The organism is Streptomyces sp. NPDC050732, from assembly GCF_040654255.1.
GTDB lineage: Bacteria > Actinomycetota > Actinomycetes > Streptomycetales > Streptomycetaceae > Streptomyces.
In genome coordinates, this window is the sequence record NZ_JBFAHP010000011.1 from 96382 (window position 1) to 123202 (window position 26821).

Annotated in this window: 20 protein-coding genes; 11 read left to right on the forward strand and 9 right to left on the reverse strand. The window is 71.1% G+C overall.

The window, feature by feature from the left end; all coding sequences use genetic code 11:
• Window positions 1–66: 66 nt before the first annotated feature.
• The 8 genes from AB0H82_RS12545 to AB0H82_RS12580 all read right to left on the reverse strand — a co-directional run bounded on the left by AB0H82_RS12545 (window position 67) and on the right by AB0H82_RS12580 (window position 9622).
• Entirely contained in the window at window positions 67–369 is a 303-nt protein-coding gene (locus AB0H82_RS12545) for a putative quinol monooxygenase (protein ID WP_362991708.1), read from the reverse strand.
• Between the two features lie 87 nt (window positions 370–456).
• Window positions 457–1740, reverse strand: a complete 1284-nt coding sequence (locus AB0H82_RS12550) for a homoserine dehydrogenase (RefSeq protein WP_362991710.1) — start codon at window positions 1738–1740, stop codon at window positions 457–459.
• Window positions 1737–2294 (reverse strand): flavin reductase family protein, encoded by a 558-nt coding sequence (locus tag AB0H82_RS12555; protein WP_362991712.1) that lies wholly within the window; start codon window positions 2292–2294, stop codon window positions 1737–1739. Before AB0H82_RS12555 ends, AB0H82_RS12550 begins: the two co-directional genes overlap by 4 nt.
• Complete coding sequence (locus AB0H82_RS12560) at window positions 2281–3039, reverse strand: transporter substrate-binding domain-containing protein (protein ID WP_362991714.1); 759 nt, start codon at window positions 3037–3039, stop codon at window positions 2281–2283. Before AB0H82_RS12560 ends, AB0H82_RS12555 begins: the two co-directional genes overlap by 14 nt.
• A complete protein-coding gene (locus tag AB0H82_RS12565) occupies window positions 3029–3583 on the reverse strand; it encodes a gamma carbonic anhydrase family protein (RefSeq protein ID WP_362991716.1) in 555 nt (184 codons plus the stop codon). Before AB0H82_RS12565 ends, AB0H82_RS12560 begins: the two co-directional genes overlap by 11 nt.
• A gap of 3 nt (window positions 3584–3586) precedes the next feature.
• Entirely contained in the window at window positions 3587–4741 is a 1155-nt protein-coding gene (locus AB0H82_RS12570; protein ID WP_362991718.1) for a MupA/Atu3671 family FMN-dependent luciferase-like monooxygenase, read from the reverse strand.
• Complete coding sequence (locus tag AB0H82_RS12575) at window positions 4734–7748, reverse strand: beta-ketoacyl synthase N-terminal-like domain-containing protein (protein ID WP_362991720.1); 3015 nt, start codon at window positions 7746–7748, stop codon at window positions 4734–4736. The genes AB0H82_RS12570 and AB0H82_RS12575 overlap by 8 nt, the downstream gene beginning before the upstream one ends.
• Before the next feature lie 23 nt (window positions 7749–7771).
• A complete protein-coding gene (locus tag AB0H82_RS12580; protein ID WP_362991722.1) occupies window positions 7772–9622 on the reverse strand; it encodes a non-ribosomal peptide synthetase in 1851 nt (616 codons plus the stop codon).
• Window positions 9623–10278: 656 nt separating this feature from the next.
• Between AB0H82_RS12580 and AB0H82_RS12585 the strand changes: the two genes are divergently transcribed.
• The 9 genes from AB0H82_RS12585 (at window position 10279) to AB0H82_RS12625 (ending at window position 22149) form a co-directional block, all read left to right on the forward strand.
• Window positions 10279–10995 carry an XRE family transcriptional regulator gene (locus AB0H82_RS12585; RefSeq protein WP_362991724.1) on the forward strand — a complete coding sequence of 239 codons (717 nt, stop codon included), beginning with the start codon at window positions 10279–10281 and terminating at the stop codon, window positions 10993–10995.
• Window positions 10996–11087: 92 nt separating this feature from the next.
• A complete protein-coding gene (locus AB0H82_RS12590) occupies window positions 11088–11966 on the forward strand; it encodes a DMT family transporter (protein WP_362991891.1) in 879 nt (292 codons plus the stop codon).
• A 140-nt stretch (window positions 11967–12106) separates the two neighbouring features.
• Window positions 12107–13306: an ROK family transcriptional regulator gene (locus tag AB0H82_RS12595; RefSeq protein ID WP_362991726.1), complete on the forward strand. Its 1200-nt coding sequence runs from the start codon at window positions 12107–12109 to the stop codon at window positions 13304–13306.
• A gap of 131 nt (window positions 13307–13437) precedes the next feature.
• Entirely contained in the window at window positions 13438–14529 is a 1092-nt protein-coding gene (locus AB0H82_RS12600) for a substrate-binding domain-containing protein (protein WP_362991893.1), read from the forward strand.
• A 221-nt stretch (window positions 14530–14750) separates the two neighbouring features.
• On the forward strand, window positions 14751–15551 hold the full coding sequence (locus tag AB0H82_RS12605; protein ID WP_362991728.1) for an ATP-binding cassette domain-containing protein: 801 nt from the start codon (window positions 14751–14753) through the stop codon (window positions 15549–15551).
• Window positions 15548–16852: a sugar ABC transporter permease gene (locus AB0H82_RS12610; protein WP_362991729.1), complete on the forward strand. Its 1305-nt coding sequence runs from the start codon at window positions 15548–15550 to the stop codon at window positions 16850–16852. Before AB0H82_RS12605 ends, AB0H82_RS12610 begins: the two co-directional genes overlap by 4 nt.
• 192 nt (window positions 16853–17044) lie before the next feature.
• Window positions 17045–18976 carry a 1-deoxy-D-xylulose-5-phosphate synthase gene (gene dxs, locus AB0H82_RS12615; protein WP_362991731.1) on the forward strand — a complete coding sequence of 644 codons (1932 nt, stop codon included), beginning with the start codon at window positions 17045–17047 and terminating at the stop codon, window positions 18974–18976.
• Window positions 18977–19104: 128 nt separating this feature from the next.
• Window positions 19105–20634 (forward strand): amino acid permease, encoded by a 1530-nt coding sequence (locus tag AB0H82_RS12620; RefSeq protein ID WP_362991733.1) that lies wholly within the window; start codon window positions 19105–19107, stop codon window positions 20632–20634.
• Between the two features lie 21 nt (window positions 20635–20655).
• Window positions 20656–22149, forward strand: coding sequence for a glycosyltransferase family 39 protein (locus AB0H82_RS12625; RefSeq protein WP_362991735.1), 1494 nt, complete (start codon window positions 20656–20658; stop codon window positions 22147–22149).
• Here the strand turns inward: AB0H82_RS12625 and AB0H82_RS12630 are convergent.
• On the reverse strand, window positions 22146–23141 hold the full coding sequence (locus AB0H82_RS12630) for a hypothetical protein (RefSeq protein ID WP_362991737.1): 996 nt from the start codon (window positions 23139–23141) through the stop codon (window positions 22146–22148). The genes AB0H82_RS12625 and AB0H82_RS12630 overlap by 4 nt on opposite strands.
• Before the next feature lie 23 nt (window positions 23142–23164).
• Here AB0H82_RS12630 and AB0H82_RS12635 point away from each other — a divergent pair, with 23 nt between their 5' ends.
• Both AB0H82_RS12635 and AB0H82_RS12640 read left to right on the forward strand, forming a co-directional pair.
• The gene (locus AB0H82_RS12635) at window positions 23165–24367 is read left to right on the forward strand and encodes a CapA family protein (RefSeq protein ID WP_362991739.1); all 1203 of its coding nucleotides are present in this window, start codon (window positions 23165–23167) and stop codon (window positions 24365–24367) included.
• 215 nt (window positions 24368–24582) lie between these two features.
• On the forward strand, window positions 24583–26820 hold the full coding sequence (locus tag AB0H82_RS12640) for a HAMP domain-containing protein (RefSeq protein ID WP_362991741.1): 2238 nt from the start codon (window positions 24583–24585) through the stop codon (window positions 26818–26820).
• Window position 26821 lies beyond the last annotated feature (1 nt).

Genomic DNA, 26821 nt, shown 5'->3' on the forward strand with positions numbered 1-26821 from the left:
CCGACGGACACGCGGAACGGCCGTCCGGAGGGATCCGGACGGCCGTTCTTCGGGTACGGGTGCGGGTCAGGCCAGCGGCTCGGCGTCGAGTCGTACGACCTGGGCGGGACCGGCGCGGAACGCGGGGCTCGCCGCGTCGGCCTCGACCATGTGCGGCGTGGCGTCGTGCGCGTCGAGCGCCTCCTGCGACGCCCACCGCTCGATGAGCACGAACCGGTCGGGCTCGCCGCTCACCTGGTGCAGGTCGTACTGCAGGCAGCCGTCCTCGGCCCGGACGAGCGGCGCGAGACGCTCGAAGGCGGCGATCTGCTCCTTGCCGCGGCCCGGCTGGGTGGTGATGTGGATGACGAGCTGGATCGGCTGGGACATGGTGGGACTCCTCTGGTGCTGTGTTGTGCTGTGTCGTGCTTCTGTGCTGTTGCCGTCGGTGCGGCGTCAACGGGCCGCCGGTGCGGGCTACTTGTGGATGCGCAGCACCCGGCCCACCCGCCGCACCTGGCCCAGGCCCCGCAGCTCGTCCAGCGCGGCGTGCAGCGCGTGCTCGGGCGCGGGGAACGTGATGAACACGATGCGCGCCCGCGACTCCGAGCCGTGCTGGTCGACCGTGCGGATCGACACGCCGTGCCGCGCGAACACCCCCGTCACCTCGGACAGGACGCCCGGCGCCTCGTCGACATCCGCGCGGACGTAGTACGAGTGCACCAGGTCCCGCGTCGGCCGCACGACCGCGGGCGGGCCGACGGGGACGCGCCGGTGCGTGCCCCGCACCAGCTGCTCCGCCGCGCCCGCCACATCGCCGAGGATCGCCGACGCGGACGGGCGCGGGCCCGCCCCGTGCCCGTAGAACATGAGCTCACCGGCGGCGGACGTGGTGAGGAACACCGCGTTGAAGCTGTCACGGACGCTGGCCAGCGGGTGCTCGCGCCCGATCAGGGCGGGGAAGACCTGGGCGCCCACCGCCCCGCCCCCGGGGAAGCGCTCCGCCACGGCGAGGAGCTTGATGTCGAACCCGAACCGGTCGGCCAGCTCGAAGTCCTCCCGGTCGAGACCCGCGATGCCCTCCCTGCTGACGTCGTCCGCCACGACCGACCGGTTGAAGGCCAGCGAGGCGAGGATGGCGATCTTGGACGCCGCGTCGGCGCCCTCGACGTCGGCGGTCGCGTCGGGCTCCGCGTACCCCAGCCGCTGCGCCTGCGCCAGCGCCTCGTCGAAGTCGAGGCCGTCGGCCGTCATCCGGGTCAGCATGTAGTTGGTGGTGCCGTTGACGATGCCGACCACCCGCGTCACGTCCTCCGCCTGCAAGGACTCCCGCAGGGGGCGCAGGATGGGCACCGCGGCCACCGCTGCGGCCTCGAAGAAGAGGTCGACGCCGGCCCGGTCGGCCGCGGCGAACAGGTCGGGGCCCGCGCTCGCGATGAGCTCCTTGTTGGCGGTCACCACCGGTTTCCCGGCGTCCAGCGCCGCCATGACCAGCTCGGCGGCGGCCGACGTGCCGCCGATCAGCTCCACCACGAGGTCGACGTCGTCGGCCTTGACCACGTCGTGGGCGTCGCCGGTGAACAGCTCCGCGGCCAGCGCGGGCGGCCGCGGCTTGAGCGGATCGCGCACCGCTATCCGTACGAGCTCCAGGGACAGGCCCGTGACGGACTCGACCGCCGCCCGCCGCTCGACCAGCAGCCCGGCGAAGTCCGCCCCCACCGTGCCGCAGCCGAGGAGCCCGATCCTGACCCGGTGCGTCATGCCGGCACCCCCCGGGCGGGGTCGTGGTACGGCTGGTGGGTCCCGAAGCGGCGCCGGTGGTAGACCAGCGGCGCCCTGCCCGCCGCGGCCTCCGCGGCGTCGACGCGACCGAGCACGATGACGTGGTCGCCGCCGTCCGCGAAGTCGGCCACGGTCGAGGCGATCCACGCCGACGCGCGGGAGACGCGAGGCAGGCCGTGCTCGATGCTCCAGGACGTCCCGCGGAACTTGTCGGCGCCGCCCTTGGACGCGAACGACATCGCCAGGTCGCCCTGGTCGGCGCCGAGCACGTTGAGCCCGAACCGGCCCGACTCACGGATCACCTCAAGCGTCCGCGACCGCCTGTCCAGGCTGATCAGGACCATCGGCGGGGAGACCGACAAGGAGGAGAAGGCGCTGACGGTCGCACCGCACGGCGCGCCGTTGTGGGCCAGGGCCGTCACGATCGACACGGGCGTCGCCACGCAGGCCATGACGTCCTTGAACGTGTCCTGCAGCGCGGACAGGGCGGTCGGGACGTTCGGGGCGGTCGGGGCGGTCTTAATGGGTTTCATCGAAGTGCCTGTTCCGGTCGGGGAGCTCGTCGGCGAACCACGTGTCGAGGAGCTTCGGGTACGTGTCGGACGCGAACACGTCGGCCAGCGCGGCATCGACGGCACGGACGAACTCCTGGTCGTCCTTCCGCATCATGAATCCGTACGACTCCTCGCCGAGCCGCACGTCGAGCAGGCTGATGTCGTCCCGGGCCCTGTCGCCGCGCAGCAGGGTCCGCAGGATCACCTCGTCCGCCACCATCGCGTCGATGAGCGGGTCGTCGAGGAAGGCGTCCAGGGCCGCCCCGATGGACGGCACACCGGTGAAGGTGAAGGCGAAGCCCGGATCGGGTGCGCTTTCGAGCGCGGCCTGGCTCGTCGAACCCTGGATGCCGACCACCCGCAGCGGGCCCGTCCGCGCACCGGACTTCACGGCGACCCGGTGCGAGGTCCGGAAGATCGGCCTGCTGAACGCATGGCGCCGCAGCCGGTCTTCCGTGATGGTCGTCGACCCGCACTCGATGTCGATGCGGCCCTCGATGAGGAGCCCTTCCCGCGTGGCGGACGTGACCTCGACGGCTTCGAGGGACGGGGCGGACGGCGTACCGTCGAAGACCCGGGCGAGAACGAGCCGGGCCAGATCGACGGAGTAGCCGACGGGCTCGAACGCCGTGCCGGCCGTGTCAGGGGCGGCGTAGGAGAACGGTGGGGTGTGCCGCTGGAACCCGACGCGGAGGGTCCCGCGCTCGCGTGCGCTAGTCGACAACGCCGGCCGCCTCGGGGCGGGGGCCGAGGGGCCGCAGGCCCGCGCGGTACCGCGCGGCCAGCTCCCGGTACTCGGCGGCCGTCTCGTCGAGCACGGCCACGTCGCTGTCGCTGAGCGTCATCAGGACGGTCGCGGGGTTGCCCGCGATGAGGCTCCTGGGCGGGCGGACGGGCCCGGCGCTGAGCACCACACCCGCGGAGACCCGTGAACTCGCCCCGACCGACACGCCGTTCAGCAGGACCGCGCCGATCCCGACGACCGTTCCGGCGCCGACCGAGCAGCCGTGCAGCACCGCGCTGTGGGCGATCGTCACGTCGGGCCCGATGGTCAGCGGCTGCCCCGGGTCGGAGTGCAGCATCGCGTGGTCCTGGACGTTCGACCCGCGGCCGATCCGCACACTGCCCTTGTCGCCGCGCACGGTCACGCCGGGCCAGAGGCTGACGCCCTCCTCGATCTCGACGTCCCCGATCACCACGACGTCGTCGAAGGCGTAGACGCTGGGGTGGATGCGTGGCTCGATGCCCTCGAAGCTGTACGTCTTCACGGCTCAGGCCCCCTTCTCGCGGAGCAGCGGGGAGAGTCGGGCGAGGCTCGCGAGCACCTCGTCCTTGGAAAGGCCGAAGTCGACGAGGCAGGCGACCTCGTCCACGCCCATCTCGTGGAAGCCCTCAAGGGTCGCGCGGGCCTGCTTGACGTCGCCGATCAGCGAGCTCGACGTGACGTACCGCTGGAAGACCATCTCCAGGAATTCCTGGCGGTCCCTGTCGAGGCTCCGCAGGGTCTCGGACTTGTCGCGCGACTCGCTCTGGCCGGAGGTCGCGTGCTGGGTGACGAACGAGCTCAGGTACTCGGTCATGGCCGGCCTGACCGTCTCCACGGCCTCGTCCATGTCGGCGCCCACGTAGGTGTGCAGCATCAGCGACACGACGCCGGCGTCGGGGTCGAGCCCCACCCGGGCCCGCGCCTCGCGGTAGATGTCGATCCGCTTCTTCAGTTCGGGAGGGCCGAAGTTGATGAGCGCCGACAGGACGTTGAAGCCGTTCTCGCCCGCGAACCGCCAGGCGTCCTCGCTCTTGGACGAGGTCAGCCAGACGGGCAGCTCCGGCTGGACGGGCCGCGGGAACGTCAGGATGTCGTGGCTCTCGCCGAGGGCGTCGGTGCGCGGGACGGTGTTCCCGCGCCACAGGTCCTGCAGCTGCTCGCGCGACCGGTTGAGCACCTGGGCCCGGTCCTCGAACGCGTCGGGGTTCAGGACGAAGTCCCGCGCGTGCCAGCCGGGCGCCACCGCTAGGTCCACACGCCCGCCGGACAGGTTGTCCACGAGCGCCCACTCCTCGGCGGCGCGCAGGACGTTGTGGAGCGGGAGGTTGATGCTGCCCGCCCTGATCCGCACGTTCTCGGTGATCATCGCGAGGGCGGCGCCGAGGACGGCCGGGTTGGGGTAGGCGCCGCCCGCGTCGGTGAAGTGCCGCTCCGGGGTCCAGATGGCGCCGAACCCGGCCCCGTCGACATAGCGGGAGACTTCGAGCAGCAGATCGTAGGGGTCGCTGTCGCCGCTCAGCCCGGAGAAGAAGATGACGCCCAGGTCGGGCAGGGACGGCGGCGGAGGGGCGTCGGCGTCGGGCTCGGCCCCTGACCCGGACCTGAGCCGGGCCTTGAGGCTCGCGAGCCGTCCGGCGTCGAGGAAGGGACTGTCAGACACGGGCGGGCTCCTGGAGCAGCAGTGACTTGATGACGTTCGTGGTGGCCGCGACCGAGCTGTTCTCGTAGAAGTCCCGCACGGAGAAGTCCAGTTCGAACGTCTCGCGCAGCTTGTTGATCAGCTGGATGGCCATGAGCGAGTTCCCGCCGAGCTCGAAGAACTCGCGGTCGTGGTCGGCGGCCGGGCCGCCGAGGAAGGTCTCGAAGATCTTCGCGACGACCTTGCGGATCTCTTCGGTCGGCCCGTCGAGGTCGTCGTCGGCAGTCGTTGCCGAAGGCGCGGGCGCGGACGCGGGAACGGCCGGGGTCCTGGTCGCAGGGGTGGCGTCATCGGCGGCAACGGCGACAGCGCCGGCGTCCTCCGTCCCGAACCCGAGCGCCGGCTCCACCCAGTGCACCTGCCGTTCGAACGCGTACGTCGGCAGGGACACCATCCGCGGAGCGCTCGCGTACTCCTCGATGGGCACCTCGGGGTCGGCGGCCCAGCCGAGCGCGACCGCGTCCGCGAACGCCTCCTCCTCGTTCTCCGACTCGCCCAGCGTCTGCGCGAGTTCGAGGTCCGTACCGGACTCGGACGCGAGGTTGGCCCGCACCAGGTTGCTCATCGAGCGGCCGGAGCCGATCTCGATGAACCTGTGCACGCCCGCCTCCCGCAGCGTCTCCATCGACCCGGCGAAGTCGACGGGGCGCAGCAGGTGGTCCGCCCAGTAGTGCGGGCTCCTGGCCTCGTACTCGGTGAGGAGGCGGCCGGTGATGTTCGAGACCAGCGGAATGCGCGGCGCGCGCAGGGTGACGGTGCCGAGGAACTCGCGGAACGCGTCCGCGGCGTCCCGCATGAGCGGCGAGTGGAAGGCGTGCGACGTCGCGAGGCGCTGGTGACGGACCCCGGCGTCGGCGGCGCGCGCGGCGGCCGCGTCGACGGCCTCGTGGGTGCCGGACAGCACGTGCTGCGCGGGGGAGTTGGTCGCGGCGACCACGAGGTCGCCGCCGGCCAGCAGGTCCGCGAACGCGTCGAGGCGGTCCACCGCGAGCATCGCCCCGGTCGGGCAGCGCCCCATGAGCCGCGCCCGGGTCGCGACGAGCGCCGCCGCCGACCGCAGGTCGAAGACGCCCGCGACGGTCGCGGCGACGATCTCGCCGAGGCTGTGGCCGAGGACGTGGCCGGGCCGGACGCCCGCGTCGATCAGCGCGGTCGCCAGGGCGTACTCGACGGCGAACAGGAGCGGCTGGGCCACGGAGGTGTCGATGCCGTCGACCTCGCCGTCGGGGCCGAGGTGGGCCCGCACGTCGAAGTCCGTGTGCTCGTTCACCGCGTCGACGGCCTCGTCGAGGCGCCGGGCGAAGTGCTCGTTCGTCGCGGTGAGCGCGGCGCCCATCGCCCGGCGCTGCGTCCCCTGTCCGGCGAAGACGAACGCGATACCGGCCGGGTCCGCCTCGGCTCCCCGGTGGTAGCGCCCGGAGCGCAGCCGGGTGATCGCCTCGGCCCGGTCGACGGCGGCCAGCGACGCGCGGTAGGGGTGCAGCGTCCTGCCTTCGCGCAGCGTGTACGCGGACGCGGCGAGGGAGGCGTCCGGGTGCGTGGCGAGGTGGTCGGCCAGCGCGGCGGCCTGGTTGCGGAGGGCGTCCTCCGACCGTGCCGAGAAGGTGAGGACACTCGGCCCTCCGGCGGTTCCGGGGGCGGCGGCGGGCGCGTCGGCGGGCTCGGCCGGGTCCTGCTCGAAGCTCTTGAGGATGACGTGGCCGTTCGTACCGCCCATGCCGAAGGCGCTCACCCCGACCCAGTTCTCCGTGTCACCGTCGAGGGGCAGGCCCTCGGTGGTGACGAAGTAGCGCGAACCGTCGAGATCGAGGGCCGGGTTGACCTCGTCGACGTTCACCGTCGGCGGCACGTACTTGTGCTTGAGGACCAGCGCCGCCTTGATCAGGCCGATGATGCCCGCGGCGATGTTGAGGTGGCCGAAGTTCCCCTTGAGCGAGCCGATGCCGCAGGGGTCGCCGTCGAGGCCGTACGCCTGCTTGATCGCCTCGATCTCGATGGGGTCCCCGAGCGCGGTCCCGGTGCCGTGCGCCTCGATGTACGTGATGTCCGTCTGCTTGGCGCCCGAGATCTGGAGGGCGTCGCTCAACACGTCGACCTGGCCGGAGACGCTGGGGGCGGTGAAACTCACCTTCTCCGCCCCGTCGTTGTTCACCGCGGAGGCGGCGATCACGGCGTGCACCTCGTCGCCGTCGGCCACCGCGTCGCGCAGCCGCTTCAGCAGGACGAGCCCGATGCCGTTGGTGAAGACGGTGCCGTTGGCGCCGGAGTCGAAGGGCCGGCAGACCCCGTCGGGCGAGAGCACGCCACCGACCTGGTACCGGTACCCGGCGTGCTGCGGCAGGCGCACGTGCACCGCCCCGGCGATGGCCGCGTCGCACTCGTTCAGGAGCAGGCTCTGCACGGCGGAGTGGACGGCCACGAGACCGGTCGAGCACGCGGTCTGCACATTGACGCTGGGGCCGCGCAGATTCAGCTTGTACGAGGTCCGCGTCGCGAGGAAGTCCTTGTCGTTGCCGTGCCGGATGACCATCTCGCCGAGCGATTCGACCAGGTCCCGGCGGCGCAGGGCACCGAAGAGGTAGGTGCTCATCCCGGAGCCGGCGAAGACGCCGATGCGCTGGTGCGTGCGGTGCGGATCGATGTTGGCCCGCTCCAGGAGCGACACCGACGACTCCAGCATGAGGCGCTGCTGCACGTCGAGGATGTCCGCTTCGCGCGGCGAGTAGCCGAAGTACGTGGAGTCGAACTCGGCGAGGCCGTCGAGGACTCCGGCCCGCTTTACGTAGTCGGGGCGCGAGCGCTGGTCCGCCGGGACGCCGGCCGAGGCGACCTCCGCGTCCGTGAGGTCCCTGAGGGCGCTCTCGCCGGCCACCAGCTTCCGCCAGAACTCGTCGACGCCGTCGGCCTGCGGCAGCCTGCACTCCATCGACACGATGGCGATCAGCTCGTCGTCACTTTCCATGTTCATCCTTGCTCGGGTAAAGGGAGTGGTTACGGGCGGCGGCGGGCGCGCCGGGTCGACAGCACACGGCTCCGCGTGGCGCGGCCCGCGGTGGCCGGGGCGCTCGGCACGCGGTCGCGCGGCTCGTCGGTCACGGAGGTGAGGAAGCGCCGCTGGGCGTTGAAGGACGCGTGCTCGAAGAGGCGGACGAGCGGGAAGCGGACGCCGAACTCGCGCTGCAGCTCGGCGTGGAGGACCACGATGGTCAGCGAGGTCCCGCCGACGTCGAAGAAGTTCGCCTCGCGGTCGGCCAGCGGTCCCGCCCCGCCACCCGCCACGTCGAGCCAGATGCGTTCGAGCCGGTCGGCGACCGAGCGGCCCCGCGCGCCCGGCTCCTGTGCGGCGGTGGCGCGCTCCTCGGCGGCGCGCCGGGCCCGCTCCTGGACGTGGACCCGGGCGGCCTCCGAGAGCGCCTTCCGGTCGGCCTTTCCGTTGGGCAGCTTCGGGAGCTCGGGCAGGAAGAGGAAGGCGGCCGGGAGCATGACGCTCATCAGGCGCCCGCCGAGGTAGTCGCGGAGCTCGCGTTCGGCCGAGGCGTCGCCCTCCACGACGGCGACGACGACCTTGGTGAACCGGTCCTCCTGGGCGCAGACGAACGCGTCGCGGACGCTCGGGTGCGACTGGATCGCGGAGCGGACCTCCTGCAGTTCGATGCGGACACCGGCGATCTTGATCTGGTCGTCGGCGCGGCCGAGGACCTCAAGGCCGCCGTCCGCGGCACGCCGTCCGAGGTCCCCGGTCGGATAGGCGAGGACCCGCTCCCCGTCGATCCGCAGCTCGACGAAGGGCGAGACCATCCGGCCGTCGACCAGATACCCGTGCGAGGGGTGGTCGGCGGCGATGTGGATCTCACCGGCGGTGCCGTCCGGGCACAACTCCCCCTTGTCGTCCAGGACATGGCTGCGCGAGCCGGGGAGGTTGCGGCCCACGGGCTGGATGCCCGGGGCCGGGTCGCGCGGCACCCGGTGGAAGTGCTGGGCCAGCGTCGTCTCGGTGGGGCCGTAGAGGTTCACGACCTGGCAGTCGGGGAACAGCGTCTGCCAGCTGCTCACCAGGGCGCCGTCCAGCGGTTCGCCCGCGAAGAAGGAGAGGCGGACGGCGGGCAGCGGCGCGGTCTGCGCGGCGGCGGACAGCCACACCTTGGCGAGCGAGGGGACCAGGTGGAATCCGGTGATCTCGTGGTGGCGCAGGAATGCGAGGACGCCGTCGGCGTCGAGGTGCCGCTCGTCCGGGACGCACAGCGTCGCGCCGGATATCAGGGGCGTCAGGGCGTCCCGGAACCAGACGTCGAAGGAGAGGTTGGTGAGGTGGGCGAAACGGTCGTGCGGGCCGATGCCGAATTCGCGCGACTGCCACTCCAGGAAATGGGAGAGACCCGTGTGGCTGCCGACGATCGCCTTGGGCTGCCCGGTGGATCCCGAGGTGAAGGCGATGTACGCGTAGTCCTCGTCGTCGAGGTCCGCGGGCGTGGCGCCCTCCTGCCCGGAGGCGAGAGGCCGCAGTGCGACGCGGTGGCCGTCCGTACAGTCGACGGTCGCCCGGGCCGGCCCGGAATTCAGCATCGTCTCGCGCCGCACTTCGGGCAGTGAGTCGTCGACGAGCATGACGATCGCCCCGGACATCCACACGCCGAGGACGGCCACGACGGCCGACGCGCCGCGCCGCCCGAGAATGCCGACGACATGGCCCCTGCCGATGTCCAGCGCCCGCAGCTCGTCCGCCACCTGTCCGGCGCGTGCCAACAGTGCGGAGTACGACATCGAATCGGCAGAAGAGGTGATCGCGGTCGCGTCAGCGAATTTCTCGCACGCCCGCTTCAAAAGGGTGTCGACCGCCTGCACGGGTAACTCTCCATGAGATGGGGTTTCGGCCTGAAACGGAAGCGAAACAGAAACGGAAACGAAACGGAGACAGGAGTGAAACGGAGAAGGGAGCGTAGAAGGAATGGGAGAAGGAATCGGAGACGGAACGAATCGGAAACGTTCTCCGTGACAGCTGGCGGTGATGCTTCCAGCCAAAAACGATCACCGTCAAGCGGCAAATATCTGCCGCCTCGCGCCGAATGGCGTGGCCGTCCGAATACGGCGCGTCTTGGGATTGCCTACCCGCAAAGGGGACGGGTCGGGCAAGTGCCGCAGGTGTCACGGGGTCTGCAGTAGAATTGCGAGGGTCAGTAACCGGCAAATATTTGCCGGTCGTTGGGCGGCCCGTGCTGCCGCGGCGCACATCGGCGAAACCCCGGGTGCGGGTGCCGGAGATCACACTGCGTGCTCTGGGAGTGAAGGTAGTATGCGGGCTCGGTCGTGATGATCTTGTTTCGGCGGGCCCGTTTCCATTTCGGGCCCGTGCATGACGCGTGTATGGCGCAACTGAGAGGTAATTCCAGGTGGTTCAGCACACCGCGAGGCTCCCGGACTTGTTGCGTGCGTGGCGGGCCACCGCCGGAAAGAAAATGCAGCGCGGCAAGCCGTTGCCCCAGAAAGAAGTCGCCCGGCGCATGGAAGTGAGCGAGCGCTGGTACCGCAATCTGGAGAGCGACGCGGGCGTGCCGCTCACCCCCGACGCGCTCATGCGGCTCTCCGCGGCGCTGGCGCTCGGCCCGGACGAACGCCTCGCCCTGTACGGGAACGTGCACGCCGACGCCGACCCGCTCACGCCCGGCCGCAGAGTCGACGGAGCGCCCCGGTGCGCCCTCTCCCAACTCCTCGCCACGCAGGAGCAGTTCCCCGCCTACCTCGTCGACCAGGCCTGGAACATCCTTGACCACACGCGGACCATGGCCACCTGGTTCCCCTGGGTCCTGGAGCCCGGCGCCAATCTCCTGCGCTGGGTCCTCCTCTCGCCCGAGGCGCGCGAGCAGCTCACCGACTGGCCGGGCCACGCCGCCGTCTACCTCGCCCAGCTGCGCTTCGCGCTGGTGACGAGCCGCGGCGACCGTCAACTCGGCGCGCTCCTCGACGAAGTGCTCGACGACCCCGAGTGCCGGAGCAGATGGAGCCAGGACCTCAACGTCATCGCCTACCGGCAGGGCCACCGCTTCCGACTGCGCCTCCCGCACGTCTCGGCGGACGAGATCACCGTCACGTCGCAGGTGCTGCTGCCCGCGTACCGGCAGGAGATCCGTTACGTACTCCTGCTGCCCGACCCCGCAACCCCGACCCCCACCCCCACCGCGGGCCCGGACCCGGTGACTTCCAGGAGGACACGAACGTGAGCCGACAGTCCGGAACAACAGCGGCGGCGCAAGGGGCGGAGAAGCCGGCGCGGCCCGAGAAGCAGGAGCAGCCGAAGAAGAACGACGGCCGCGTGCTCGCGGCGGCCTCCGTCACGGTGGTGCTGTGGGCCTCGTCGTTCATCTCGATCCGCAGCTCCGGCGAGCACTTCGGACCCGGCGCGCTCGCCTTCGGCCGGCTCGCGGTGGCATCCCTCGTGCTGGGCGCCATCCTGCTGGTCCGGCGCGAGGGGTTCCCGCCCCGCGAGGCCTGGCTCGGCATCGCCGCGTCGGGCGCCCTCTGGTTCGGCGCGTACATGGTCGCGCTGAACTGGGGCGAGCGGGAGGTGGACGCCGGTACGGCCTCCATGATCGTCAATGTCGGGCCGATCCTGATGGCACTTCTCGGCGGTTGGCTGCTCAAGGAGGGCTTCCCGCCCAAGCTGATGGCCGGCATGACGGTCTCGTTCGCCGGGGCCGTGGTGGTCGGGCTCGCCACGTCGTCGGGCGGCGGCGGGTCCTCGCTGCTCGGCGTGCTGCTGTGCCTGCTCGCTGCGGTGGTGTACGCGGTGGGCGTGGTGCTGCAGAAGCCGACGCTGAAGCACGCCACACCGCTGCAGGTGACGACGTTCGGCGCGCTCGTCGGCGCGGTGGCGTGCCTGCCGTTCGTCGGGCAGTTCGTGTCGGAGGTGGGCCGGGCCCCGGCGTCGGCGACGTTGCAGGTGGTGTATCTCGGCGTCTTTCCGACCGCCCTCGCGTTCAGTACTTGGGCCTACGCGATCTCCCACAGCACCGCGGGGAAGATGGGCACGACGACCTACGCGGTGCCGGTGCTCGTCATCCTCATGTCGTGGCTGTTCCTCGGTGAGGTGCCCGGCTGGCTCGCGCTCCTCGGCGGTCTCCTCTGCCTCTCCGGGGTCGCGGTGTCGCGGATGCGGGGGAAGCCGCGGGACCGGAGCTCCGCCGACTCCTGATTTCCGTCAACGACTTGACTGCGGCAGCTCCTTCAGCGGAGTTTGGAGTTCACAACTTGTACATGGCCCGGTACCCGTTTCTGCGGCCGGTGTCACGGGAGGCCACAGGTCGCCCGAATGAGGGCAAAGGGTGAGAGTCAATGGAGACTCCGGGGTCGCAGTCGTCTCTGCACCGGGCCAATCTGGAGCGGGTCGTACGCGCCGTGCGGCTCGCGGGATCGCTCACGCAGGCGGAGATCGCGAGGACGACGGGCCTGTCGGCCGCGACGGTCTCCAACATCGTCCGGGAACTGAAGGACGGCGGTACGGTCGAGGTCACGCCCACCTCGGCGGGCGGCAGGCGGGCCCGCAGCGTCTCGCTCAGCGGTGACGCCGGCATCGTCATCGGCGTCGACTTCGGCCATACGCACCTGCGCGTGGCGGTCGGCAACCTCGCCCACCAGGTGCTCGCCGAGGAGTCCGAGCCGCTGGACGTCGACGCGTCCGCCGCGCAGGGCTTCGACCGGGCCGAGCAACTGGTCAGCAGGCTGATCGCGGCCACCGGAGTGGACCGTACGAAGATCGCCGGAGTGGGGCTCGGCGTGCCGGGGCCCATCGACGTCGAGTCCGGGACCCTCGGCTCCACGTCGATCCTGCCGGGCTGGACCGGCACCAAGCCCGCCGAGGAGCTCGGGGGCCGCCTCGGCGTGCCGGTGCACGTCGACAACGACGCCAACCTGGGCGCGCTCGGCGAGCTGGTCTGGGGGAGCGGCCGGGGGGTCAGGGACCTCGCGTACATCAAGGTCGCGAGCGGTGTCGGCGCCGGGCTCGTGATCAGCGGGCGGATCTACCGCGGCCCCGGCGGCACGGCCGGGGAGATCGGGCACATCACGCTCGACGAGTCGGGCCCGGTCTGCCGCTGCGGCAACCGCGGCTGCCTGGAGACCTTCACCGCCGCCCGCTATGTCCTGCCGCTCCTCCAGTCGAGCCACGGCACCGACCTGACCATGGAGCGGGTGGTCGGCCTCGCGCGCGACGGCGACCCCGGTTGCCGGCGCGTGATCGCCGACGTCGGGCGGCACATCGGCAGTGGCGTCGCGAACCTCTGCAACCTCCTCAACCCCTCCCGTGTCGTGCTCGGCGGTGACCTCGCCGAGGCCGGTGAGCTGGTGCTCGGACCCATCAGGGAGTCCGTCGGGCGGTATGCGATCCCGAGCGCGGCGCGTCAGCTGTCGGTCCTGCCCGGGGCGCTCGGCGGCCGCGCCGAGGTGCTCGGCGCGCTGGCGCTCGCACTCAGCGAGATGGGGGATTCGACCCTTTTGGACGGAACACTGCCTGCGGGCGCGCCTGCCTTCACTTAGATAACGCATGGCACCGTTGTCATCTCGTTAAGGATTTACTCCTTGACGCTGGTGTGGCGGCCGAGTTGACTTCGAGCCACCTCGGCCGCAACGACGCGGCCTCGTCAGGGAGGCACCCCACCATGAACGCAATGACGCGTCGCGTCGTCATAGGCACGGCCGCGGTTTCGATGGCACTCGCCATGACCGCCTGTGGCAAGGCCGGAGACGGCGACGACGACAAGGGCAGCGGCGGCGACGGCAAGACCATCGGTCTGCTGCTCCCCGAGAACAAGACCACGCGCTACGAGACCTTCGACCGCCCCATCATGGAGGCGAAGATCAAGGAACTCTGCTCGGACTGCAAGGTCAAGTACAACAACGCCGCTCAGGACATCGAGAACCAGAAGAAGCAGTTCGACGCCCTCGTCACCCAGGGCGTCAAGGTGATCATCCTGGACGCGGTCGACTACAAGTCGACCAAGTCGTGGGTCAAGCAGGCCGAGAAGCAGGGCGTGAAGGTCGTCGCGTACGACCGCCTCGCCGAGGGCCCCCTCGCCGCCTACGTCTCGTACGACAACGAGAAGATCGGCCGCCTCCAGGGCGGGGCCATGGTCAAGGCGCTCGGCTCCGCGGCCAAGGACGCCAACGTCGTCATGATCAACGGCTCGCCGACCGACCCGAACGCCCCCTTCTTCAAGAAGGGCGCCCACTCGGTGCTCGACAAGAAGGTCAAGAAGATCGCGTACGAGCAGGACATCCCGGACTGGTCGCCCGACGAGGCGAACAAGAAGATGTCCTCCGCGATCGACAAGCTCGGCAAGGACGGCATCCAGGGCGTCTACGCCGCCAACGACGGCATGGCGGGCGGCGTGATCACCGCCCTCAAGCAGCGCGGCATCAAGGTCCCGGTCGGCGGCCAGGACGCCGAACTCGCGGGCGTGCAGCGCCTGCTGAGCGGCGACCAGGACTACACGATCTACAAGCAGATCCGGCCGGAGGCCGAGACCACCGCCGAGATCGCCGTGAACCTGCTCAAGGGCAAGAGCATCGACACCCTCACCGACCGCAAGGTCGACTCGCTGAGCGGCGACTTCAAGGGCATCCCGGCCAAGCTGTACGACGCGCAGGCGATCACCAAGGACGAGGTCGCGGACACCATCGTCAAGGACAAGGTGTACAAGGTCAGCGAGATCTGCACCGCCCAGTACAAGAAGGCGTGCGACACCGCGGGTATCAAGTAACTCCCGTTTGCGGTAAATCCGTTCGTACGAGATGCGGTCCCCGGGCCGCACGAGATGCGGCCCGCGGGCGCGCGAGAGCGCTCCCGAGCGGCCCCCGTACGGGACGGCATTCCAGTACCGGTCCGGTGCTCGCCCCATTCACTCCGCCCCGCAGACGGGGGGCGGGCACCGGCCCTGCCCTTGCTGCACCACCATTCCCCGCCGGTCAGGCGGCGAAGGAGATGATTCACGTGTCCGCTACGCCCGTGCTGGCGTTGCGCGGGGTCTCCAAGCGGTTCGGCGCCGTCCAGGCGCTCACGGACGTAGACCTCGAAATCCACACCGGTGAGGTGGTCGCCCTGGTCGGCGACAACGGCGCCGGCAAGTCCACCCTCGTCAAGACGATCTCGGGCGTCCACCCGATCGACGACGGCACCATCGAGTGGGAGGGCAGGCCGGTCCGCATCGGGCGCCCGCACGACGCCCAGAACCTCGGCGTCGCCACCGTCTACCAGGACCTCGCCCTCTGCGACAACCTCGACGTCGTCGCCAACCTGTTCCTCGGCAGCGAGCTGAAGACGGCCTCCGTCCTCGACGAGATCAAGATGGAGAAGCGGGCCAAGGAACTCCTCGACACGCTCTCCATCCGCATCCCCAGCGTCCGCATCCCGGTCGCGGCGCTCTCCGGAGGCCAGCGCCAGGTCGTCGCCATCGCCCGCGCGCTCGTCGGCGACCCCAAGGTCGTCATCCTCGACGAGCCCACCGCGGCCCTCGGCGTCGAGCAGACCGCGCAGGTCCTCGACCTCGTCGAGCGGCTGCGCGAGCGCGGCCACGGAGTGATCCTCATCAGCCACAACATGGCCGACGTGAAGGCCGTCGCGGACCGCGTCGCTGTGCTGCGGCTCGGCCGCAACAACGGCACGTTCTCCGTCGCCGACACCACCAACGAAGAGATCATCGCCGCCATCACCGGCGCGACGGACAACGCCGTCACCCGCCGCAGGGCGCGCACGGCCACGGCGACGAAGGAGGACGCGAAGTGAGCGACCTCGCCAAGACCCCCACCGGCAAGGACTCGGGGCCCGCGACCGACGCCCCCGCCCCGGCCGCCCCGGCACCCGCCGTCGACCCGCGCCTGCTCGTCCGCGAGGAGGGCCTGGCCGGCTACTGGACCGAGTTCAAGCGCAAGATGCGCGGCGGTGAGCTCGGCTCACTGCCCGTCGTCGTCGGCCTGATCGTCATCGCGGTCATCTTCCAGCTGAAGAACGACCACTTCCTGGACGCGAGCAGCCTCGCGAACATCGCGGTCTTCACCTCCGGCCTCGGCATCATGGCCGTCGGCATCGTCTTCGTCCTGCTGCTCGGCGAGATCGACCTCTCGGTCGGCTCGGTGGCCGGCATGGGCGCGGCGGTCTGGGCCGTGCTGAGCGTCACCCACGAGCTGAACGACTGGCTGTCGGTGCTCATCGCCGTCCTGTCCGGCCTGGTCATCGGCGCCCTGCACGGCTTCTTCTTCGCCAAGATCGGCGTGCCCGCCTTCGTGGTCACCCTCGCCGGCTTCCTCGGCTGGAGCGGCCTGCAGATCTGGCTGATGGGCGGCGAGGGCAGCATCAACACGCCCGAGGGCAGCGTCGTCGAGGACCTCACCGGGCACTTCTTCGCCGAGAAGGGCGCCGCCTACGGCCTCGCGGCCGTCGCGATCATCGCGTACGCGGGCTCCCTGCTCCTCGACAGCCGTCGCCGCAAGGCCGCCGGGCTCCCGTCGCGGCCGGTCAGCGAGATCGTGCTGCGCACGGCCGTCGTCGCCGTCCTCGCGGGCGGCGCCGCGTACGAGCTGAACGAGCCGTCCGGCGCCCGCGGCCTGCCGCTGGCCCTGGTGCTCTTCCTCGCCGTCCTGGTGATCGCGGACTTCGTGGCGCGCCGCACCACCTTCGGCCGCCAGGTCTTCGCGGTCGGCGGCAACGCGGAGGCCGCGCGCCGGGCCGGCATCAACGTCGACCGGATCCGGATCACCGTCTTCGCCATCTCCGGCATGCTCGCCGCGTTCGGCGGCCTCTTCATCGCCAGCCTCTCCGGCGGTGCGACGAAGAGCCTCGGCGGCGGCAACACGCTGATGATGGTGATCGCGGCGGCCGTCATCGGCGGCACGAGCCTCTTCGGCGGGCGCGGCAAGGTGTGGTCCGCGCTGCTCGGCATGCTGGTGATCCAGTCGATCCAGCAGGGGCTGAACATGCTGGGCATGGCGAGTGAGATCCAGTTCATGATCACGGGTGCGGTGCTGCTCGCCGCGGTGGTCATTGACTCTGTTTCGCGGCGTACTCAGAAGTCCGCAGGTCGCGCCTGAGGTGCTCCGCCGGCTGCAGGCCGTTTGTGGCTGAGCGCGCAGTTCCCCGCGCCCCTAAAAAAGGGGCGCGGGGTCTTCCGTTTGGCTGGAGAAGTTGCCTCCCGGACGCACACGTCAGGTGCGGAACATTAGACTCGGCAGACCCGGCAACGCTCGAACCGCACATCTCAGCTCTACTGCAAGGAGGCACGGGTGCCGCTGCTGACCCGCATCACGGGACCGCGCGATCTGGACCGTCTCAGCCCGGAGGAGCTGAACCAGCTGGCCGGAGAGATCCGCGGCTTCCTCGTCGAAGCAGTCTCCAAGACCGGCGGCCACCTCGGCCCGAACCTCGGCGTGGTCGAGCTCACCATCGCCCTGCACCGCGTCTTCGAGTCCCCCCAGGACAAGGTCCTCTTCGACACCGGCCACCAGAGCTACGTGCACAAGCTGCTCACCGGCCGCCAGGACTTCGGCAAGCTGCGCGGCAAGGGCGGCCTGTCCGGCTACCCCTCGCGCGCCGAGTCCGAGCACGACGTCATCGAGAACAGCCACGCCTCCACGGTCCTCGGCTGGGCCGACGGCCTCGCGAAGGCCAACGAGGTGCGCGGCAAGGACGACCACGTGGTCGCCGTCATCGGTGACGGCGCGCTCACGGGCGGTATGGCCTGGGAGGCGCTGAACAACATCGCCGCCGCCAAGGACCGCCCCCTCGTCATCGTCGTCAACGACAACGAACGGTCGTACGCGCCGACGATCGGTGGCCTCGCCAACCACCTGGCGACGCTGCGGACCACCGACGGCTACGAGCGGTTCCTGGCCCGTGGGAAGGACATCCTGGAGCGCACGCCCGTCGTGGGCAGGCCGCTCTACGAGACCCTGCACGGCGCCAAGAAGGGCCTGAAGGACTTCATCGCCCCGCAGGGCATGTTCGAGGACCTGGGCCTGAAGTACGTCGGGCCGATCGACGGCCACGACATCGAGGCCCTGGAGTCCGCGCTGCAGCGCGCCAAGCGCTTCGGCGGCCCGGTCATCGTGCACTGCCTCACCGAGAAGGGCCGCGGCTACAAGCCCGCCGAGGAGGACGAGGCCGACCACTTCCACGGCATCGGCCCGATCCACCCCGACACCGGCCTGCCCATCGCCGCGGGCGGCATGGACTGGACGTCCGTCTTCGGCGAGGAGATGGTCAAGCTCGGTCACGAGCGCGAGGACATCGTCGCCATCACGGCCGCCATGCTCCAGCCGGTCGGCCTGGAGAAGTTCTCCAAGGCGTTCCCCGACCGCGTGTACGACGTGGGCATCGCCGAGCAGCACGCGGCCGTCTCGGCGGCGGGCCTCGCCACCGGCGGCCTGCACCCCGTCTTCGCCGTCTACGCGACCTTCCTCAACCGCGCCTTCGACCAGCTCCTGATGGACGTGGCCCTGCACAAGTGCGGCGTCACCTTCGTCCTGGACCGGGCGGGCGTCACCGGCACGGACGGCGCCTCGCACAACGGCATGTGGGACATGTCGATCCTGCAGTGCGTGCCCACCGTGCGGATCGCCGCGCCGCGCGACGCCGACCAGGTCCGCCTCCAGCTGCGCGAGGCCGTCGAGGTCGACGACGCGCCGACCGTCGTGCGCTACTCCAAGGGCGCGGTGGGCCCCGCCGTCAAGGCCGTCGGCACGGTCGGCGGCATGGACGTGCTGCGCAAGCCGGACGCCGACCGCCCGGACGTGCTGCTCGTCTCCGTCGGCGCGCTCGCGCCGATGTGCCTGGAGATCGCCGACCTGCTGAACAAGCAGGGCATCACCACGACCGTCGTCGACCCGCGCTGGGTCAAGCCGGTCGACGAGGCCATGGCGCCCCTCGCCGAGCAGCACCGCGTCGTCGTCACCGTCGAGGACAACTCGCGCGCGGGTGGCGTCGGCTCCGCGATCGCCCAGGCCCTGCGCGACGCGGGCGTCGACGTGCCGTTGCGCGACTTCGGCATCCCGCCGCGCTTCCTCGATCACGCGTCCCGCAAGGAGATCATGGCCGAGATCGGCCTGACCGCCCCGGACATCGCCCGCCAGGTGACGGGTCTGGTCGCCAAGCTGGACGGCCGGTTCGAGCGCAGCACCGCCGGCGCGGTGGACTCGGTGGAGCCCGCCCGCGACTGACGGACGGGTTCCGGCGTCAACGCGCGCCGCCGAAGGGCCGGTCTCAGCACCCTGTACGGGTGGTGGGACCGGCCCATTCGCGTGAATGGGCCCGCGCCGGGGCTTCCGGGGTACTCGCTCTCTCGATCATGTCGGGGACGACAAGCGTGGGAGGTACGCCCGTGAGCAGCACCCTCTTCAGGACGAAGAGCGTCGAGCAGTCCATCAAGGACACCGAGGAACCGGAGCACGCGCTCAAGAAGTCGCTGTCCGCCCTCGACCTCACGGTCTTCGGCGTCGGCGTCATCATCGGCACCGGCATCTTCGTACTGACCGGGAAGATCGCCAAGGAGACGGCGGGCCCCTCGGTGGCGCTGGCCTTCGTCGTCGCCGGACTCGTGTGCGGGCTGGCCGCCCTCTGTTACGCCGAGTTCGCGTCCACGGTGCCGGTGGCCGGGTCGGCGTACACCTTCTCGTACGCCTCCCTCGGGGAGTTCCCCGCCTGGATCATCGGCTGGGACCTGATCCTGGAGCTGGCGCTCGGCTGCGCGGTGGTCGCGGTCGGCTGGTCCGGCTATCTGCGGTCGCTGCTCGACACCGCGGGCATGCATCTGCCGCAGTCGCTGAGCGGGACGCACGACGGGACCTTCGGCTTCGACCTGCTCGCCTGCCTCCTCGTGCTCGCGCTGACCGGCATCCTGGTCCTCGGCATGAAGCTTTCGTCACGCGTGACCAGCGTCATCGTCGCCGTGAAGGTCACCGTGGTGCTTCTGGTGATCATCGTCGGCGCGTTCTTCATCACCGGCTCCAACTACGACCCGTTCGTCCCGCCCAGCGAGCACAGCGAGGGCGCCGGGGGCGTCGCCGCGCCGCTGGTCCAGCTCATCTTCGGGTTCACGCCGTCGAACTTCGGCGTGATGGGCATCTTCACCGCGGCGGCCGTCGTCTTCTTCGCGTTCATCGGCTTCGACATCGTCGCGACCGCCGCGGAGGAGACCCGCAACCCGCAGCGCGACGTGCCCCGCGGCATCCTCGGCTCGCTCTTCATCTGCACGATCCTGTACGTCGCCGTGTCAGTGGTCGTCACCGGCATGCAGAAGTACAGCGAGCTCTCCACGGACGCGCCGCTCGCCGACGCCTTCAAGTCCGTCGGGCACCCCTTCTGGGCGGGTGTGATCAGCTTCGGCGCGGCCGTCGGCCTCACCTCCGTCTGCATGATCCTGCTGCTCGGCCAGACCCGGGTGTTCTTCGCGATGAGCCGGGACGGACTGCTGCCCCTGACGTTCTCCAAGGTCCACCCCAAGTACGGCACGCCGTACCGCTCGACGGTCCTGCTCGGCGTGATCGTGGCGGTCGTGGCGGGCTTCACCTCCATCGACGAGCTCGCCGAACTCGTCAACATCGGCACGCTGTTCGCCTTCGTCGTCGTCGCCCTCGGCGTCATCCTGCTCCGCAGGCAGCGCCCCGACCTGCCGCGCGCCTTCCGCACCCCGCTGGTGCCGCTCGTGCCGGTCCTCTCGGTGCTCGCGTCGCTGTGGCTGATGCTGAACCTGCCGGCGGAGACCTGGATCCGGTTCGGCGTCTGGATGGTGCTCGGCGTCGTCATCTACTTCGCGTACGGGCGTTCGCACAGCCGCCTGCACGCGCGTGACCCGCACGCCGGCGGCGACGCACGGTAGTCAGCCCTTTCCGTGCACCGCATGCTCGCGTCGCCCTCCGCGCCACCGGGCTCCGTACGCGGTCTCCGGGTGCCGGGCCCGCGCAAGGAGTACGTCCCCGAGGGCGGCGCGCGCGGCTCCTACTGGGTCCGGCTGCTCCCGCTGCTCGCCGCCCTGGCCTGCGTGACCCGGCTGCCGTCCTTCCGGTGGCCGCTGTGGAACCCCGACGAGGGCTATCTCGCCGTCCAGGCGCGGATGCTGGCGGACGGCGGCGCGCTCTACGAAACCGTCGTCGACCGCAAGCCGCCGCTCGTCCCCTGGCTCTACGCCGGATCCTTCGCGCTCTTCGGCGACGGCACCCTCCTGCCGCTGAAGGTCCTCGCGGTGGCCGCGCAGCTCCTGACGGCGGTCCTCCTGGTCTCGCTGGCCCGGCGCCGCTGGGGCGACGGCGCGGGCCGCACCGCGGGCGTCCTGTACCTCCTGATCTCCATCGGCCTGCACCCGGAGGACACCCAGGCGGCCGCCTTCGAGGTCTTCATGCTGCCGTGCACGGCGGCCGCCATGCGGTGCGCCGACCGCCGCCGATGGGGCGCCGCGGGCACCGCGGTGGCCTGCGCCTTCCTCACCAAGCAGACCGGAGGAGCGGTGCTGGTCCCGGTGGTCTGGCTGCTGTGGCGGGGCGGCGCGGCCCGGCGGGACACGGTGCGCCTGGCGGCCGGGCTCGGCGCCCCCGTCCTCGCCGCGGCCCTCCTGACGACTCCCTCGGGCTTCGTCTTCTGGACGGTGACGGGATCGGGCGCGTACGCCTCCTTCACCGGCTCCGAACTCCACGTACTCGGCCGGGGTTCGGTGAACGCGGCGGTCCTCACGGCGGCCTGCGCAGGGATCGTTCCCCCCGTCGTCCGCGTCCTGCGCATCGCCCGCACCGGGGCGGCGGAGCTCTGGCTCTGGCTCGCCTCGTCGTTCGCCGCGGTACTGCTCGGCTTCCACTTCTTCGGCCACTACTACCTGCAACTCATGCCGCCCATCGCCCTGTTGGGCGCGGCGGCCCTGCAGATCCTGCCGCGCGAGCGGACGGCGCGGGCGATCGCCGTCTCCGGCTGCGCGTGCGCGGTCTTCCTGGCCTGGGGCCTGCTCGCGCCCCGCCCCGAACTGGCCCACGCCACCCGCCTCGCGGACACGGTCAGGGCCCGCACCGCCCCGGACGACCGGGTGCTGTTCTGGGGCATACACCCGGAGACGTACTGGCTGGCCGACCGCGCCCCCGCCAGCCGCTACCTCACGGCCGGCCTCCTCACCAACTACAGCGGCGGCAGGAACGGCCCGCAGGTGGGCGAGAAGTACGCGGTCGACGGCGCCTGGCCCACCTTCCGCGAGGAACTCCGCAGCCACCCCCCGGCCCTCGTGATCGACGACTCCCGGGGCAAGCCGTACACCCCCGAACGCGTCCCGTCGCTGCGCCGGCTCCTGGCGTCCGGGTACGAGCCGGTGACGCGGGTGGGGGGTGCGGTGGTCTATGCGCGGGTGGGGGCCTAGGAGCGCCGCTGCCAGGTGCGCGTGAGGTCCGTCAGCGCGCCCACCGCCTCCCGCGCGTGATCGCGGTCCTCGCGGATCTTCGGGCCGAACTCGATGTGGAGGAACGGGACGTCGTGGGCGGTGGCGGTGCGGCCCTGGATGTTGGTGCGGCCCGCGAGGGGACAGGATCTGGCCCAGGCGCGGCAGACGTCGAAGCCCCGCTTCCGCAGGGCGTCGGCGAGGTCGCGGCCCTCGGCGAGCGCCTCCCTGCCCTTGCCGGTCGAGGCGACCACGTCGTGATCCGGAGCCGAGTCGTCCGCCATGCCGTGCAGTTGCACACCGGGGAGTCCGCGCCGCACCAGAGCGTCGCAGACGGCGTGGAAAACGGTGTCCCGGCGGTGCGCCACGTCCGCCTCGTCTCCGCGCCCGGCTTTGCGATGTGCTCCCGCGATGACGAGTACGCCGCCGGAGGCGCGGGTCATGAGCTCCGCGCCAAGCCGTTCGGTGTACCGGTCGGCGACGGGGTGCGGGATCTGGACCGCCCAGCGGACGGGGGAGTCGAGGTCGAGGTAGACGCGCCCCCAGCCGCGCGGGGCCGCGCCGCCCTCGGAGCGGTCGGCGATCTCCGCGTACCGCCGGCCTGTGGCCGTGTCGGTGACCGTGCGGACCGCGAAGTCCACGTCGGCCAGGCGGTGTTCGGCTTCCTTGCGGCGGCCGTCCAGGAGCAGTCCGACGCCCTCGGCGACCGTCCGCCGGTCGGTGCGCGAGGGCGGACGGTATCCGGTGTCCTCGCCGAAGGCGGCGGTGTAGTCGGTGACCGTCTGCTCAAGGCCGTCGCCGGTGCGGTCGCCCGGAGCCGTGGACGAGGGGCCCCGGCGCCCTCCCGAGGACTTCTCGTCCTCCCCGGACGAACCGGACCCGCACTGGGCGAGCGTGAGGACGCAGGCGGTCACGACGGCGATCAGCCCGAGCTTCTTTGCGACTGCTACCGGCCGGGTGCGGGAGTTCATCATGGTTGTATAAAGATAGCCCTGTGATGACACGTCCCTCCCGCAGGCATCTCGTGACCTGTGCGGCCTCCGCGCTCCTGCTGCTCGCCACTGCCGCCTGCGGCCCCTTCGGCGACGACGAAAAAGCCGCCGACGGCGGTCCCTCGTTCACCGTCGCCGCCGCGGGCGACATCCTGATCCACCCCCAGCTCACCGACCAGGCCCGCAAGGACGCCAAGGTCACGGGCAAGGGCGAGAAGGGCATCGACTTCCGCCCGATGATGGCCGGGGTCAAGCCGGTCATCAGCAAGGCCGACCTGGGCATCTGCCACTTCGAGCCGGTGGTGGGCAAGCCCGGCGGCCCCTTCCAGAGCTACCCGGACTTCCTCGTGCCGCCGCAGATCACGACGGCGATCAAGGACGTCGGCTACGACCAGTGCTCGTCCGCGTCCAACCACACCCTCGATCACGGCCCGGCCGGCGTCACCCGCACCCTGAACGCGCTGGACAAGGCGGGCCTGCGGCACACCGGTTCGGCACGAAGTAAGGCAGAGGCGGACAAACCGCTCATCACCGAGGTGAAGGGCGTCAAGGTCGGTCAGATATCCTTCGCCTTCGGCTTCAACGGCCGCGAGGTCCCCAAGGACAAGCCGTGGATCGTCAACCAGAACCGCTTCGACGCGATCGCCGCCGCCGAGAAGAAGGCCCGCGCGGCGGGCGCCGAGGTCGTGATCCTCAGCATCCACTGGGGCCGTGAGAACCAGCCCAACGCCAGCGCCTCGCAGCTCAAGCTGGCCCGCAGGATCGCGAGGGAGACCGGCATCAACCTCGTCCTCGGCCACCACGCGCACGTCGTCCAGCCGATGGAGAAGGTCGACGGCACCTGGATCGCGTACGGCCTCGGCAACCAGATCGCCCGGCACGACGTGCCCAGCGGGCTGACCGAGGAGGGCGTCATCGGCTGGTTCGAGTTCGTCGAGCGTGACGGGGAGTGGGACGTCGACGCCAAGTACGTACCCACCTTCGTGGACATCCCGCCGGACCCGGACGAGACCGGCGCCCTGCCCAAGGGCGCGGTCAAGGACCACCGGCTCCTCGACGTCGCCGCCACGCTGCGGGACGGCGAGAACCTCAGCGAGCAGCAGCGCTCCCGCTACCGCCTCGCCTTCGAGCGCACCCAGGGCACGCTCCTCAACCGGGGCGCGAGCCAGGACGGCCTCGAACCGCTGGAGGAACTGCCCGCGGACTGAGTCCTTCCGGCTGCCCGACCGGGCGGCAAACCCCCGATCAACGCGATCTGGCTCACATTCGGCTTACTTCGTACATCCCTCCGGGGGTATCGCGGGTCAAAGCCTTCCGGAACGCATCACTGTGCGCTTTCGATCCCCGCGTCACTCCATGAGAGGAGCACCCCTTGGCCGCTTCGCGTTCGAAGCGGCGGCACAAGGTCCGCCGAAGGACCGACATGTCCCTGCTGGGTGGCATACGTCCCCCCATCGCCGTGCTGTCGGTCCTGCTCCTCGCCCTCGCGGGCATCACCGCCCTCACCTTGGGCCGCGCGGGACAGGAAGCCGTCCCCAAAGCGGTCAAACTGTCCCAGCAGCACTTCGCCGAGGACGGCGCCATCGCGCTGCGCGCCTCCATCGACGAGTCCGTCACCGACCTGAACCGGACCGCCGAACTCTTCAGCGCGGGCGACCCGGTGCCCGCCGACGCCGTCCTCGACAAGATCGGCAGCGTCTACCAGAAGTGGATGGGCACCGCCGTCGTCGAGATCTCCTCGGGCAAGCTCCTCGCCGCCCGGGGCGAGAACCTGCCGCTCACCGCCATCGACCGCGGCAAGCTCGCGGACAAGGACGGTCTCGCGCCGCGCATGGTGCGCCTGGAGAACGGCGAGACCCGGCTGCTCTCCTTCTCCCTGCTCACCTGGAAGGGCCAGCCGCAGCAGCTCCTGGTCGCCTCCAGCAGCCTGCGCTTCCCCGGCATCAGCCTCGGCAAGTTCCGCTCCATCGCCGTCGTCGGCCAGGACGGGCACGTCCTGAGCACCGACGGCATCCCCGAGCCCGAGCAGGTCCTCACCGACCTGCAGCGCGAGGAAGTCAAGCAGTCCAACAAGCAGCTCAAGTCGTTCGCCAGGTCCGCTGCGAAGAGGGCCCGCACCCACCCGCTCATGTCCAAGGAGCCCGGCTCCGGCGGCTTCCTCGGCGTCAGCGGGCACCTCACCGGCGAGCGCTACCTCGGTGAGCGCGCCGTCGCCGGCTACGCGGGCCTCGCAGGGCCCGAGGCGGGCGAGCCCACCGTGGCCACCCGGCTCGGCCTGACCGTCGTCGCGATGGTCCCGGTCGCCGAGGACCCCACGGCCACCAGCAGCTCCGCCTTCGGACTGCTCGCCGCGGCCGCCCTGCTCGTCATCGGCGGCGTCACGATCTTCCTGCTCCTGCGGACCGTGCAGCGCCCGCTGATCCGGCTCTTCCTGGAGGGCCGCCGGCTGAGCCGCGGCGACTTCGAACGGCCCGTCTCGGTGCCGAAGTCCGGCGAGGCCGCCCGCATCGGCGCCGCCCTCGAACGGCTGCGCCGCCAGCTGCTCGGCGCGCCCGCGGACACGGCGGCGGCCCCCGCCCGCCGCCGCAGGTTCGGCAGCCGCACCCTCATCGCGGTCTGCGCGGTCCTGCTGCTCGCCTGGTCCGCGCCGCTCATGCTGCTGCTCAACCGCGCCGGCGACACCGTCGTCGTACCGCAGCAGATGGTCAACGACCAGCGCGAGCGCACCGACACCCTCACCGACCGGGTCCGCCGCGCCCTCAACGAAGGCCACGCCGACCTCACCTCGGTCGCCTCCCTCATGGGCGACCGCACCGAGCCGTCGGACATGGCCAGGGTCCTCGAAAGCACCCTGAACCAGCACGCCCGCTACCAGTCCCTGTACGTCCTGGACGCCAAGGGCAAGATCGTCGCCGAGGCGGGCGACGATCCCCGCAGCCCGTCCGGCAAGGGCCCCTCCGACAAGCCGATCCGCGTCCTCGACGAGGGCGGCAAGGAGCCCGTCATCCTCGGCACCGCCGAGGTGCCGGGCCGCGCGGGCGCCGCCGTGGTCGGCGAGTTCCGCATCGACTTCCTCAACTCGCTGCTCAAGCGCCCCGGCCTCGGCGAGGTCCGTGTCGTCGACGACCAGCGCAAGGTGATCGGCGCCAACACCGGCTACCGCGAGTTCGAGGGGCTGCCCAGCGGCCGCCTCGACGCGCTCGCCGAGGGCACGGGCCAGAAGGTCGGCCTCAGCCCGCGCCCCAGCGGTGTCCTCTACCGCGACGGCGACGACATCCAGATCGCCGCGGCGGCACCGTTCGTCGGCGGCGGCGCCGCCGGATCGCTCGGCTGGTCCGTGCTCAGCTGGCAGCCCGCCTCGGGCCTCGCCATCCCCGAGTACACGTACCAGAACCGCACGGTCCTCGCGGGCATGCTCGGCATCACGGCGGCCGCCGCCTGCCTCGGCTGGCTGCACATCGTCGTCGTCCGACCGCTGCGGCACCTCGCCGACCAGGCCGAGGCGCTCGCCGACGGGGACCGCAAGACCGTCCTCTACCCGCGCCACCACGACGAGGTCGGCGCCGTCACCCGCAGCCTGGAACTCATCAGGCAGCAACTGCCGACGGGCACCCAGCGCAAGCGGGACGGCGTCACGGCCGGCCTCGCCGGAAGGAACTGAA